Origin of the sequence: Glutamicibacter endophyticus, assembly GCF_048457885.1 — a bacterium.
Classification (GTDB): domain Bacteria; phylum Actinomycetota; class Actinomycetes; order Actinomycetales; family Micrococcaceae; genus Glutamicibacter; species Glutamicibacter endophyticus.
The window spans coordinates 1,581,566-1,595,168 of sequence record NZ_CP174200.1; the positions used below are offsets into that span (position 1 = coordinate 1,581,566).

The window sequence follows — 13,603 nt, forward strand, 5'->3', positions numbered from 1 at the left end:
AGTAATAAGTAGTTGAACAGGATCGGTCACGTGGAAAACCTCAAGCACAGTGTGCGCACCGGCGTGCAGAAGCTCGTTGAACGGCGCAACAACAACCGGCTGGAGAAGCGCAACTACCGGTACTACCGGGGCTACTACACGCTAAACATTTCTCAGCACGAGCTGGGATACGACCTACGGGCTACAGTGGGTCACCCGGTCGCTGCCGTCAGCGTACTCCACGGACGCCACATTGTTACCGAGATACCCGCATTGAGCACCGAGAGTGGCGAGCATCATCAAGTCACGGCGCAGTTGTATGCTGACCCACTGCTGTTTGCTTGGGCGGATTATCGCGAGCGGGTATCCGATGAGCTAGAGAGTCCCGAAGTCTCCGATGAAGACGAGGCGACTGACGAGGCGTCGAACGATGAGGTAGATCCGCGCCATGCCTCCGGTACAGTGCGCCTTGCGCTTCGCTTCACGGCTCCTGCCCGGGACCTACCGCGTGGTATCGCGTGGGTGCAACTCGAAGCCGACGGGCCGCTACTGCGACGAAATGAACTCACCGAGCTACTGGAATCGGACGATGCCGAGGTTCCGGAACATGTCATTGTGCACCGAATTCTGGGCCGTTTCGAGTCCACACACATCGGAGAACTAAGCGAACTAGTCAGCGACTCCGGTTCGGTGGCCATGTATGTGAACAAGCAATTTGAGATTGCTATCGCAGTGAATCGTCCGCTGGGGCACAAACACCGCATTCGTACCGATGCCATCTCCGTCACCAACGGCGTATTGCATTTATCCGGCGAGTTGGATGCCAAAAGCGATGTGCTTAGCGGTGCCCGGTTGATCATTCGCGGACGCAAATCCGCTGAAGAATTCGTGGCTGCGACCGAGTTGCACTTCAGCCCCGAACTCTCTGCCCGACGCTTTGGTTTAAACCTCTATAAGTGGTCGCTTGACTTCGACTTTAGAGCGGTGGACTGGTCCACCATCGATTCGGGCGACAACTTCGATCTTTACCTGGAGGTCGAAGGGGCGACCCTGAACGAACCGCTACGTTGGCGGATCTCGCGCACCCCCTATCTGGTGCGCTCAACGACGGCTGGCGGCTCGGTGACGGAGGGCGACCAGACACTGGTTATTTCGCCGTACTATACGTTCAAAGCCAAGGCGACGTCGCTACTGCTTGAAGTCTTTGACGCCGACGCTTACACGGTCCTTGAAGAATCCACGGCGCGTACCTTCCCGGCACTTCAACCCGGCGAGGAGCCGGTGTGGCTCGTGGGCGAACTGCCGTACAAGGCCCAAGACAACGGGCTGCATCTATTCCGCTACCTGCGCAGCCACCGACCAGATATCGAGGCCTATTACGTTATCGATCGGCAGTCGCCAGACCTGCGTAACTTCGAGAACCTAGATCACGTGGTCTTCCACGGATCTAAGGAACACTTCGAACTGGCGCTGCGTGCCACGCGAATCATCGGCACCCACCACGCCGACTTCCTCTACCCGACCCGGTACTCCGCCTTCTCGGCCCGTAGCCGCGCCACCCGCGTGTTTCTACAGCATGGAGTGATGGGCACCAAATGGATGGTGCCGAACTACGGGAAGAATTCCCCTGGCTTCGCCACAGACTTGTTCTGCGTGTCCTCGGATCGCGAAAAACAGTACATCGTCAACGACTTCCAATACCCGGAGTCGGAGGTTAAGGTAACCGGCTTGCCGCGGTTCGACGCGCTATTGGACGGCCAGACCCCGTTGCACTCCAAAATGCTACTGATCATTCCGACCTGGCGAGACTGGTTGCAAACGGAGGAGGCCTTCCTCGAATCCGATTATTTGCAACGCTGGCGAGAGCTCCTATCCTCACCGCAGTTGGCCGAATTGGCCCGGGACCATGACCTTGAAATCGTGTTTAGCCTGCATCCGAATATGCAGCATTTCCGTGACCACTTCGCCGATGCCCCGGCACGCCTGATTGTCCAAGGTGAGGTCGATGTTCAGCAGCTGATCAAGCAAGCAGGCATCATGATCACCGACTACTCCTCGGTGGCTTTCGACTTTAGCTTCCTGCACAAACCCGTGCACTACTACCAATTCGACCGTGCCCGTTTCCTCGGCCGTAACGGATCGCACCTTGACCTCGACGCCGAACTACCCGGCCGCATCGCCTTTGACGCCGAGCACCTCCTGGGAGATCTACAAGACACCCTCGAGCGTGGCCGGAGCATGGAAGAGGAGTACGTGCGCCGAGCCGATGTGTTCATGAAGCACCGGGACCGTCACAATGCCGAACGCGTGGTCGCGGAGATCGAGGCTGCCTCACTGCGAACCTCCGGTGACGATACTTGGCGAGCCGAACTTCCGGAGAAGCTGATGCGCCGCTTCCGGAAGCACAAGTACTACTACACGGCCATGCGCGCGATGTTCCGAGCGGTACAAGCAACCAAGGCGGACGAAAATATTATCGTTTTCGAATCCGGCCTCGGTAAGCAATACGGTGACTCGCCACGGTATATCTATGAGGAACTAGTCCGTCGTGGGGACACCCGTACCAAGGTATGGATCTATTCGGGAAGCCACCGCTTCACCGACCCGAATACTCGCGTCGTGAAACGGCTCTCGCCCGAGTACTACTGGTACCTGGCCAAGGCCAAATACTGGGTATCCAACCAGAGCATGCCCTACTACCTGCGTCGACGGAAAAACGGGATCTTCCTGCAAACTTGGCATGGAACCCCGTTGAAGCACATGCTGCTGGACATTGAGGAAATCCACGGCCGGGACGAGGGGTATGTGCAACGCGTCCTACAGGCAACTTCTCAGTGGAGCCACCTGATTTCGCCTAGTCCCTACGCCACCGACGCCATGCGTTCTTCCTACGCGTATACCGGCGAAGCGGTCGAGCTTGGTTACCCGCGTAACGACATCCTCATGTCCGAGCAGGCCGAAGAACATGAACGGCGCGTACGGGAATCGCTGGGACTGGCCCCCGAAGTGCGTACTGTGCTCTATGCGCCAACCTTCCGTGACGATGCCGGTAACGGCAAGGGACGTTTCCGTTTTGAGCTTCCCTTCGACCTAGCTCAATTCAATGAACGATTCGGTCGCGACACCGTGCTGCTGCTACGCATGCACGTGCTGGTGGCCAATGCGATCAGCATTCCCGAGGAACTAGCCGAGCGGGTCATCGATGTTTCGGCCTACCCGGACATCCAAGAGCTTTACTTGGCCGCGGACGTCCTGGTGACCGACTATTCCTCGGTGTTCTTTGACTATTCGATCCTGAAGCGACCGATCATTTTCTACGCGTACGACCTCGTCAACTACCGCGATAACCTGCGCGGTTTCTACCTCGACTACGACAAGGATCTACCCGGACCGGTGGTGCAGAGCGAAACCGAGCTGTGGCAGTGCGTGGGCAAGGCGCTCGCCGGGGAACCACTGGCAGGGGTCGACCGGGAAGAATTCGTGGCACGTTTTGCTCCCTATGACGATGGGCACGCGTCCCGGCGCGTCGTTGACCGATTCTTCGGCGACGCACGCTGAATGACATTGCAGTAGGTTGTTGAGGCACACCACGAGGCTCCTGCGACTTAGCTGGTCGAAAATTGGATGCGAGAATTGAACGAGAAGATAATGGATTACGCGAAGGACCAAGGTGAATAGATTCCGAACCCGTGTGGTGCTTGCCCTCGGACGGCGCATCGAACGACTCGGCCGTGCACGCGTCAGCACCATGTATTACCAAACCGTTCGTAACGCACATATTGATCGGACGCCCAACGTCCAATTTCGACTTGGATTCAGCCAGTACAAGTGCAAACGGTACAACGAAGCTCTAGAGAGCATTGAAGCAGCCCTTGCTGCCGATCCGAATCAGCCAGGATGGATCTATACCCGAGCGCTGACCCTCCGCCGACTGAAGCGACTCGATGAGGCCTTAGAACTATTCGCCGAGGTGTGCTCCCTGCGACCGGAAAACTTTAAGTGGCGCGTGAGTTATGCAAAGGCCGCCCGAGCAGCAGGACAGCCCGAGATGGCCACTTCCATCCTCGATCAGCTCGTATCGCAATTCCCTAATGATCCAGCGGCTAGCGCTGTGCTGGCAGATTTCCTTTTGTCCATCGGTCAACGGTGGCGGGAGTTAGACGTGAGGGTTGAGCACGAGGCATTGCACGCACACGATGCCCTGTGGATGCTGCGTACGGCCGAGGCAGCAAGCTTCATGACTCGTTTTGAACTGGCCCGTGAGTACTTTGCCAAGGCAGCCACGCTCGACCCGGACTCGGTCCGAGCCTGGTACGGGCTCGGCTTGTCCTGCATGGAGCTGAAGCTTCATGAAGAAGCCGATCAGGCCTACGCCAAGGCGGTCCTAGTTAGTAGCGATGAAAAGGTGCAATTGTGTGGAGTGGGTCGACTTCACCAAAATTCGAATCGCTGGGCTCTGGCGCTTGAGGCCTACGACGCTACGTTGGCAAAATCTGATCTCGCGGATCCATGGCTGGTTAATTACTATGCCGGTGAGGTGGCGGCCCGGCTGTTCAAACTCGGGCGTGCAGCAGACTATTTTGCCGCTGCTCAGGATGCAGCCACTACGGATGAAGAACGGGTTCGTGCCGGTTATGCACGCGCGCGAGCGCAAATTCGAAACGAAGATTACGCGCCGGCCGCAGATAGCCTCGCAGGGATCGAACCGATTTTAGAAGATGATCTTAACGTGGATCTGCCGGTTCTTCACTTCCGCCGAGCTCATGCACTGCATGAGCTCGGCCGATATGCCGAAGCGGCGGATACCTATGAGCGAGCCGCGAGTTCTTGGGGTTATCTTGATGCTCGCCTCAAGGAATCCAAGGGCGCCGGAATTCGAGCCAATGAGCATCTGCGCGCCGCCCTTGCTCTTGAAGAGCGGGCAGACTGGCTTGGCGCGGCGGAGGCTTATGCTGATGCCTTATGGCATGCCTCATCAACCGAACGTGCCTGGCAAGGCCGGGCCGGTCGCGCTTTTGCTCGTGCCGGACGAATCGAGCAGGCATGCAGCTATTACCTGGGAATGTTATTGTTCACCGAGATTTCGGTAGCCGGGTTGGGCAAGGCTCTCAAGGGCACTGGACGTCGACGCGGGGCACTGGCGATTCACGGGCGTGAAGTATTACCGCTGGATGAAAAACTCGTATTGTTCGAGTCTTCGCACGGTAAGAACGTTCACTGCCACCCTTACGCACTATATAAGGCCATGCGTGCTGACGAGCGCTTCGCTGAATTCCGGTTTGCCTGGGTGTTCAATGACTTAGAGACGGTGCCCGAACAGCTCAGCGACGACCCTGATGTAGCCATAGTTAAACAGCATTCGGATCGCTACATCAAGCTTCTAGGTACGGCAAAATACCTAGTGAATAACGCTACCTTCCCGACCTATTTTGCACGCCGGGAGGGTCAACAAGTCCTGAATACGTGGCATGGTACACCTCTGAAGTTCATGGGGAAGCTCGTCAAGGAAGGCGTAGCGGAGCACCGCAATGTTCAGCGCAATTTCATGCAGACGACCCATCTGATGGTGCCGAACCTGCACACGCTCAAGACCCTGTCTACCGATCATGATCTTGAGGGATTGTTTCCCGCTCAGGTGGCACTAACTGGTAGCCCTCGTGTCGATTCCATGATCAACCTCAGTCCCTTGCGTCGTGCACAGATTCTTAGCGAACTTGGCCTGTCGCCAACAACCTCCGAGAAGATTGTGCTCTTTGCGCCAACCTGGCGCGGCCAGTTGGGAGAGAGTTCCTTTGACGTGGACAGTTTGATTTCTGACGTGCAACGCATGGCCGACGGTTCGCATAAGTTGCTTTTCCGCGCTCATCGTTTTGCGGAGCAACTGATCGGGGATGCTGAGCTCGACGCCACCGTCGTCCCTTCATCGATCGACACCAATGAGCTTTTAGCCGTCGTTGACGTGCTGATCACCGATTATTCGTCGATATTCTATGACTTCCTGCCGCGCCGTAAGCCGATTATTTTCTATACGCCAGATTTTGCGGAGTACGAAGCAGCGCGCGGATTGTACTTCGCGCCTGAGACCTGGCCGGGCGAGGTGTTATCCGATATTGATGACGTGGCCGCGGAAATTGCACGCGTGCTGGAGCGCCATCCGGGTGATGATCACCGCAACCTTGAGAAAAATGTGCAGGACTTTGCTCCCATGGAGGATGGCGCCGCAACGGGTCGAGTCCTAGACTTCTTCTTCTTTGGGGACCAACAACATGTGTTAGAACCCTTGGCGGACACGCGCACCAAGTTGCTGTTTTATCAGGGCCCGTTCAAGCCCAACGGCATCGCAACCGCCTTTACGAATCTGATCGGCGCGCTGGACCCAGAGAAATATTTGGTGGCCGTGGCCGTCGACATGAATGCGGTGGCTCGGAATGCGGGTTCTTTAGAGATTCTGCAGTCGCTACCTGACCATGTACGCATCTTGCCTCGAGCCGGGGCGACCATCATGTCGGCCGAGGAGCGTTGGGTTTCGGACTCCTACCACGCAAATCGTGGTTTCGACTCGCCGGAAGCTGAGCGAATGCACCTCTCAACCATGCGCCGTGAAATGCACCGCAGCTTCGGCCTGGTGCAATTCGATATGGCAATTGACTTTGAGGGCTATTCCCGCTTCTGGGCGTCTCTATTTTCAGCCGCACACAGCCATGCGGCCAAGACGGGTATTTACCTGCACAATGACATGGTGGGTGAATGGCTATTGCGTTTTGGTACGATGCCGGGACTTTTTGCTACCTATCGCCACTTTGACGCGTTGATCTCAGTGACCGACAGTGTTGGTGAACTCAACCAGAAGCAACTTGGCGAACGATTTGATATCGATAGCTCTTTATTCACTGTGTCGGAGAACCTGCTTGATATTGAGAAACCTGGGCGATGGGCGGAACTCGAAGACCCGGTGCACCGTTTCGACGGTGATGATTTGACCGTGTTCGCCAATATGGCGCGACTTTCCCCCGAGAAGGGGCAATCGAAGCTGTTGAAGGCATTCATGGCCGTGCATGAGCAAGATCCTCGAACTCGCCTACTATTGATCGGCGATGGCCCGCTACGCAGTGTTCTTGAGGAAGAGATCACGCGGCACGGGCTGGAGGGCAAAGTTGTGATTACCGGATTATTGTCCAACCCATTTCCGACCTTGCGTAGCGCCGATTGCTTCGTCTTTTCCTCGGACTACGAGGGCCAAGGATTGGCAATGATTGAAGCGCTTATGCTGGGCTTGCCGGCGATCTCAACCGATGTCGTTGGCTCGCACAGCGTTCTTGTGGACGGCTATGGGATGCTTGTAGAAAATTCGGTGCAGGGGTTGATCGATGGTATGCAAGAGTACCTTGACGGTTACCAGGCGCCGAAACAATTTGACCCGGCCGCCTATCAGGCAAAAGCGCTCGCGCAATTCGAGACGCTCGTGTGGGGCCAGGTAGCAACCACGAGCTAGCCTCACCATGCACAATGGCTCCGTCACCCCATGGGGTGACGGAGCCATTGTGCATGTAGCTGACTGAGGATGTTGCTAGTCCATTTGAGATGATTCGGTGACTTCTTGCATGACTTCTAGCGCAGCGTCGATGAATCGTCGCATACTAGCCCCGGAACTCGTGTCGCCGAAGTAGTGCTTAACCAGATCTTTGTAGTCGCTGTCCGGGGTGGCGAGCATCCGATCGACAAGAGGCACGATGCCCGAAGACTCTGAGCTTGCCAGCGCTGGGACGCGAGTGAGCGCCGGTGAATCATGCACGGTGGCCAGCCCGCTGGCTGGGGTCGTGATCACCAGGGGCTTCCCAGTCGACATAAAGTCGTATGCGGCCGCCGAGATATCAGTGACACACATGTCTGACATGGCCCACTGCCACCCCCATTGCGGGCTTTGGTCGAAATAGTAAGTGGGCGACTGTTCGGTACTTGAGGCAGCCAGAGTCTCACTTATACGATCGAGCGCCTTGGCATAATTGGCGCTATTAACACCGCTACGAGGGTGCGGTCGCACAATGACGTTGTAGCGCCCCGAAGCGATGAGTGCAGTCACCAACTCCACGCCATGGCTGGCTACCGATCCGTAGCTCATAGAAGGACGATCTCCTTCCCACGTGGGCGCATAAAGAACGGTGGGATATTCCTTATTCAGCGAAATTGGCGCCGAATAAGCGACGTCGATCTGTGGCCGACCGATGAGCTTGCACTGCGTGTCGACATTGAAGCGCCGCAGGTGAGTTGCAAGTCGCTCTTTAGCGGCCTCTCCGGCGGAAAATACGTAGTCGTAGGCATTGAGCTGATTGGACCACATGTATGCTTTCTCGCTTTCGCCATGCGAGATGAATACGTGCGCTGGCCGGTTAAAGCGCAACATCTGAAAGTTTCGAATGTTTTGATTGACGTAGAAGACCATGTCGATTCGTTGAGAATCGATAAGTCGCTCGATGTCTGTGATGGTTTTCGCGAAGTATATGGGGAGCGGGCATTCGCGCTGCAGTTGTACGCTCGTCTCGGCGTTGCGCGTAATTACAACGATCGGGAAGTGTTCCGACACTTCACGCAGCGGTTCGTACCACTGTCGGGCTTGGTAGGCATTGAGCATGTCATCTGCGAAGTACAATGCGGTCCGGTAAGTGCCCTCACCGGTAGGTACAGATGAGAACTGTCCGGGTTGCTCAAGAATGCGCCGATGGGCACTCCGGCTCCTGAGCCGATTCTGTACGAAATCCCAAAGAGTTTGGGAGGCTGAGAGCAGATTCAAGCGGGAAGACCTTTCCGCGATGGACAATGCGTAGATTAAAGTTTAGCGGGGCAGGCGTTCCGGGGCTGGTTCATTTCAGCGAGGCGTGAGTCGCACCCAGGCCACGCGGCCGAGATGATGACCTGACCGCAACGGGACCGAGCTCACAGGGTAAGTTTTGGGAAGTTGGCCCATCTCGGGATAATATGAAATGTCGGTCTATGTTCAATAGGAGTTGTCATCAGCGAGAAGCGTACTGATCGGTCGCCGCACGGCGAGCTTGATCGCACGTCGCCTTTGGTTTTCACGACCAAGGAGCTCGGGCGTTCGCCTGGCTCCATGAAGACTCTGGTTGAACAGGTTCCGGCACCCGCACATGTGGGCAACGCGCTCATCGGTGTTCGTGGAGGATCTGAGGTTGACTTAGATCTTCGCTTCGAAGCCGTACATGAGGGGATTCTGGTATCAGGCACCGCCGCGGTGGAAATCGCAGGCGAATGTGGCCGATGCCTAACCCCCATCGAATACGACTACGAGGCTGATATTCAGGAGCTCTTCTACTATGAGGGCAGCGCTGAATTCGAAGATGACGATGAGGCGGACCAGTACTGGGTCGTGGACGATTTTATCGACGTCGAGCCGGTGTTGAGGAACGCGGTGGTTACCGCCCTGCCGTTCCAGCCAGTGTGCCGGGAGGATTGTTTAGGTCTCTGCAGCGAATGCGGAAAAGACTTGAATGAGGACCCTGAGCATTTCCACGAGGTCCTAGATCCCCGTTGGGCAGCGCTTGCGCAGCTGGCCGACTTTGTCGCAGAGGATGCGACAACCAGTAAAACGTCAGACAAGAGAGAAGAGAAGTAGTCGTGGCTGTTCCAAAGCGGAAGATGTCCCGTGCGAATACTCGTGCCCGCCGTTCTCAGTGGAAGGCTACCGCACCGAACCTGGTGAAGACCGTTGAAAACGGTCGCGTAACCTACAGCCTGCCGCACCAGGCTAAGGTCGTCACCGACTCGGCCGGTACCGAGCTGTTCCTTGAGTACAAGGGTCGCAAGGTCGCAGACGTCTAAGACATGTCTTCGAGTGAAGAACTTACGAAGCGTCTCGGGGTCAGCATTGACCCTGAGACGCTTCGTCTTGCTTTAACCCATCGGTCCTACGCCTTCGAAAATGGCGGCGTGCCCACCAATGAGCGCCTAGAATTTCTCGGCGACTCCATTTTGGGTTTCTGTGTGGCCGAATACCTCTATCAGCGTTTCCCGGACCTGCCCGAGGGTGATCTGGCCAAACGCCGCGCCGCGATTGTTTCCATGCGCGCATTGGCCCTTGTGGCTCGCGACCTTGGGGTCGGTGAGCACATCTACCTAGGCCGTGGAGAGCAACAGTCCAACGGTGCCGACAAGGCCTCGATCCTGGCCGACACCATGGAGGCGCTCATCGGCGCCGTCTACATGAACCACGGTATGGATCGGGCGCGTGACTTCGTGCTGTCCTTCATTGCGCCGCTACTCGATGACCATCGGCTCATCGGTGCGTGGACGGACTGGAAAACGGTCATCCAAGAAGAAGTAGCCGCCAAGAAGCTTGGCGAGATGTCCTATGTGGTCACCGGCGACGGACCAGACCATAACCGCACCTACACCGCGGTGCTTACCGTGGGGGAGCAGAACTACGGTTCTGGCCGTGGTGCCTCCAAGAAGGAAGCCGAGCAGGAAGCGGCCCGGGCAACCTGGCAGCTTCTACACCCCGGCGAAACCCACCCCGAGGCCTAACTCTGTATGCCCGAACTTCCCGAAGTTGAAGTGGTGCGCGCCGGTCTCGATAAGTGGGTCAAGGGCCGCACCCTTGAAACGGTGACGGTCCGCGACCCGCGGTCGGTGCGGCGCCATATCGATGGTGTGAGCGACTTTGAAGAGACCCTCCGCGGTTGCACCGTCTCCGGGGTGGTGCGCCGCGGCAAATTTCTCTGGCTGGAACTCTCCGGGCTGGAAGTCTCGGCGGCCCTCGTTGCTCATCTGGGCATGAGTGGGCAATTACTGGTCGAAGAACGTACCGCCCCGGATGAAAAACACCTGAAGGTGCGTTTCGGTCTGGAGCAGCGCGCCGGGATGCCGGATGAATTGCGCTTCATCGACCAGCGCATCTTTGGCGGCATGTTCCTCTCACCCTTGGTGCCCACTGCCGACGCACTTCCCGGCGGGCAAGGTAGTGAGCATCCACTCATCCCGCAGGCAGCGTCCCATATCTCCCGGGATGTGCTCGATCCGCATCGCGATGACGAGCAGTTGTATCGGGCGCTTCGTCGACGCACCACCCATCTCAAACGGGCGCTACTCGATCAAGAATTGATTGCCGGCGTGGGCAACATCTACGCCGACGAGGCCCTGTGGCAAGCCAAGCTCTCCGGTCTGCGGAATACCGCCACCATCCGCCGCAATGAAGTGGCCCGGCTCAACGAGGCGCTGATCGACGTGATGCGGCGTGCCTTGGAGGCCGGAGGAACGAGCTTCGACTCGCTGTACGTAAATGTCAACGGGGCCAGCGGCTACTTCTCACGGTCACTGAACGCCTACGGGCGCGAAGGCAAGGCCTGCCCGCGTTGTGCCGCTAACGGTCTGGACTCGGTCATTCGCCGCGATCCATTTATGGGGCGTTCTTCTTACACCTGCCCGACCTGCCAACCACGTCCGCGGCGCGTCCGCTAGTTCTATCTTCGAATTCAATGCGGTTCAGTCCTTGCGGCAATAGTCTCACGTGAACTACGTCCAGCGGCCGTCGCTACTAGCGGCTGTTGGCGAGCATTTCGGCTAGGTGCCATGAAACCGCGCGATTCAGCGTCCTGCCGCGAGGGCGATAATGCTTCTCATGTCGAGATTGGCTCGTGTGCCGCCGTCGACCAGAATATCGGTGCCGGTCAAGTACCCAGGGGCCTGGCTGGCAGCGAATGCGAGAACCGAGGCGATTTCCTCCGGGTCACCCAAACGTTTGAGTGCCGAATAGTCGACGAGCTCGCCCGAGCCGCTCTTCTCCTCGAGCCGGCCCATGGTAGTACTAAAAGATCCCGGCGACACCGAGAGAATGCGTGCCCCTTGGGCTCCGAAGTGTTGTGCCATTTCTCGGCAGTACCAGAGCACAAAGGCCTTGCTCAGTGAATAGGCAACGCCGGGTCTTGCGCTTCGTGGCATGAGCTTTGTGCTTTTCACCAGTTTGCGCTCGCACGCGTCCAGATCGGTGAGTGCTTGGGCAAAGGCTCGTCTCGGCTGAAGGAAACCGGGGCTCATATGTCCTGCGATAGATGCGACGTTGACGAGCGCATCACCCGTATCGGCACGGTGCAGGAACGACCGAGTGATGTTGACGGTACCTACTACGTTGACGCGGACGATGAACTGCGCATCGCCCATTTGAGGGCTGACGCCGGCGGTGTGCACGACGACACGCACGTGGCCCTTGGTATCCGCCTGGTCGAATAGGGCATCCACCGAAGTCCGGTCGGTGACGTCGCAAACCGCCGAATCGGCATCAATTCCAAGGGAGCGCAACTCGGCTGTGGCGGCATCGAGTCGTTGCTGGTCTAGATCCGCGATGATGACGCGATGGCCCCGACCTAGAATCTTGGCGGTGGCAAGACCCATGCCGCCGGTGCCTCCGGTGATGACGGCGATGTGCTCCATGGAGGGTCCGCCCTTCCGTTGTCCTGCTTCGAATCGTTGATCCAAGGTCGAGTTCAATCCAACCATGCGCGCGGGCACGTGGGAGCATCCGGCGCGAATCAGTGCCGCTCGGGCCGCTGAGGGCTATAGACGAGTACACGAAAGCGACGCGCAGTGTTGTTTGCGTGCCGGATTGGCTTTTCTTGCGCACACCGAGAGTCAGTGACGACCGGGCAGGGCTTCTGACCGAAGACCGTCTCAGGAGCGCTCTACAGATGAGCGGGTCACGTCAATAGCGGTAGTAACTATGTTCCCAAGATATCTACTAGTCCTCTGTCGACTCATCATCGGCCAGGCACGACGTACTGCCCTGCGGAACGAGTGAATCGCGCTCATAGGTATAAGCCGTCTTTACGCGCGGTGATCCGCTAGTTGTGTACTTGACGACCATTTTGTTTGTGGTGCCGCGCTCGGCCCCTTCGGGAAGTCGGAGTTCGGTTTGAATCAAGCCTTGCTCACCTGCTTTGATAACGGTGTTAGGGGACAGTGATGCACCCGATTCGGGTGTCAGCGCGCCGCCAAACACGCCGGGGTCAGCCGAGCCATCTGGTTGCATCGCGCCGATACCCCACGCGGATACCTCTAGGTTGCTGGCCCGGTCGGGGAGTACCTCAATGATCTGGGCATCGCGAGTCCCTACGTTGGTCAGGGTCTTCTGCGCGATGATGACTGTTCCGCTGGCCCCGACGGGTGCGCACAGTTGATCGCCTGGCGGTGTGCCGGGTGCCGAGAGTTTGGCCCCGAATACGCCAGCTTGATCGGCCAGTACGGCGTCGGTAATACCCAGGGCGCAGACGAGGATGGCAGCCCGGAGGCGCAGTTCACGCGAAGTGCGCCCAGGTGTTCGAGCGGGCACGGATTCAGCTTCTTGTGTGGAATGATCCATATCCGCAGGCTCCTAAACGAGATCTTTCGATGGGCGCAGGCGACGATCCGGCGCGGGTGAGTTTAATGTATGGGAGAATGATCGATAAATCAAGAGAAACGAAAATTTCCGCGCTTCCAATGGGCGGGCGGAACGATCATTGTGGATTTTGCGAGTTGGCAAAACGCGAGGGGCCAACTGCACCCGCCATCGTGAGAGCTGACAGCCGCTCCTAGATCGTAGCCGAGCAGTGAAGGGACAAACAGATATCTAGGATGCACC

Annotated in this window: 9 protein-coding genes; 6 read left to right on the forward strand and 3 right to left on the reverse strand. The window is 57.6% G+C overall.

The genetic code is table 11. The features are described 5' to 3' along the window. The first annotated feature begins 30 nt into the window (after positions 1 to 30). Positions 31 to 3,537, forward strand: coding sequence for a CDP-glycerol glycerophosphotransferase family protein (locus ACJD00_RS07400; protein ID WP_418909147.1), 3,507 nt, complete (start codon positions 31 to 33; stop codon positions 3,535 to 3,537). 190 nt (positions 3,538 to 3,727) lie between these two features. Continuing rightward, on the forward strand, positions 3,728 to 7,471 hold the full coding sequence (locus tag ACJD00_RS07405; RefSeq protein ID WP_418909148.1) for a CDP-glycerol glycerophosphotransferase family protein: 3,744 nt from the start codon (positions 3,728 to 3,730) through the stop codon (positions 7,469 to 7,471). A gap of 75 nt (positions 7,472 to 7,546) precedes the next feature. Here ACJD00_RS07405 and ACJD00_RS07410 read toward each other — a convergent pair whose 3' ends face one another. Further along, positions 7,547 to 8,608 (reverse strand): CDP-glycerol glycerophosphotransferase family protein, encoded by a 1,062-nt coding sequence (locus tag ACJD00_RS07410; protein WP_418909149.1) that lies wholly within the window; start codon positions 8,606 to 8,608, stop codon positions 7,547 to 7,549. Positions 8,609 to 9,085: 477 nt separating this feature from the next. On the opposite strand from ACJD00_RS07410, the gene ACJD00_RS07415 reads away from it, so the two are divergent. Genes ACJD00_RS07415 through mutM form a run of 4 tightly spaced genes read left to right on the forward strand, consistent with a single transcriptional unit; the run spans position 9,086 to position 11,448 of the window. After that, complete coding sequence (locus ACJD00_RS07415; protein WP_309407437.1) at positions 9,086 to 9,607, forward strand: DUF177 domain-containing protein; 522 nt, start codon at positions 9,086 to 9,088, stop codon at positions 9,605 to 9,607. A gap of 2 nt (positions 9,608 to 9,609) precedes the next feature. Then, on the forward strand, positions 9,610 to 9,813 hold the full coding sequence (gene rpmF / locus ACJD00_RS07420) for a 50S ribosomal protein L32 (RefSeq protein ID WP_013348816.1): 204 nt from the start codon (positions 9,610 to 9,612) through the stop codon (positions 9,811 to 9,813). Positions 9,814 to 9,816: 3 nt separating this feature from the next. After that, positions 9,817 to 10,515, forward strand: a complete 699-nt coding sequence (gene rnc / locus ACJD00_RS07425) for a ribonuclease III (RefSeq protein ID WP_418909150.1) — start codon at positions 9,817 to 9,819, stop codon at positions 10,513 to 10,515. Between the two features lie 6 nt (positions 10,516 to 10,521). Continuing rightward, the gene (gene mutM, locus ACJD00_RS07430; protein WP_418909151.1) at positions 10,522 to 11,448 is read left to right on the forward strand and encodes a bifunctional DNA-formamidopyrimidine glycosylase/DNA-(apurinic or apyrimidinic site) lyase; all 927 of its coding nucleotides are present in this window, start codon (positions 10,522 to 10,524) and stop codon (positions 11,446 to 11,448) included. Between the two features lie 126 nt (positions 11,449 to 11,574). Here mutM and ACJD00_RS07435 read toward each other — a convergent pair whose 3' ends face one another. Then, positions 11,575 to 12,417: an SDR family NAD(P)-dependent oxidoreductase gene (locus tag ACJD00_RS07435; protein ID WP_418909152.1), complete on the reverse strand. Its 843-nt coding sequence runs from the start codon at positions 12,415 to 12,417 to the stop codon at positions 11,575 to 11,577. Positions 12,418 to 12,721: 304 nt separating this feature from the next. Continuing rightward, on the reverse strand, positions 12,722 to 13,342 hold the full coding sequence (locus ACJD00_RS07440) for a hypothetical protein (protein ID WP_418909153.1): 621 nt from the start codon (positions 13,340 to 13,342) through the stop codon (positions 12,722 to 12,724). Between the last annotated feature and the right edge of the window lie 261 nt (positions 13,343 to 13,603).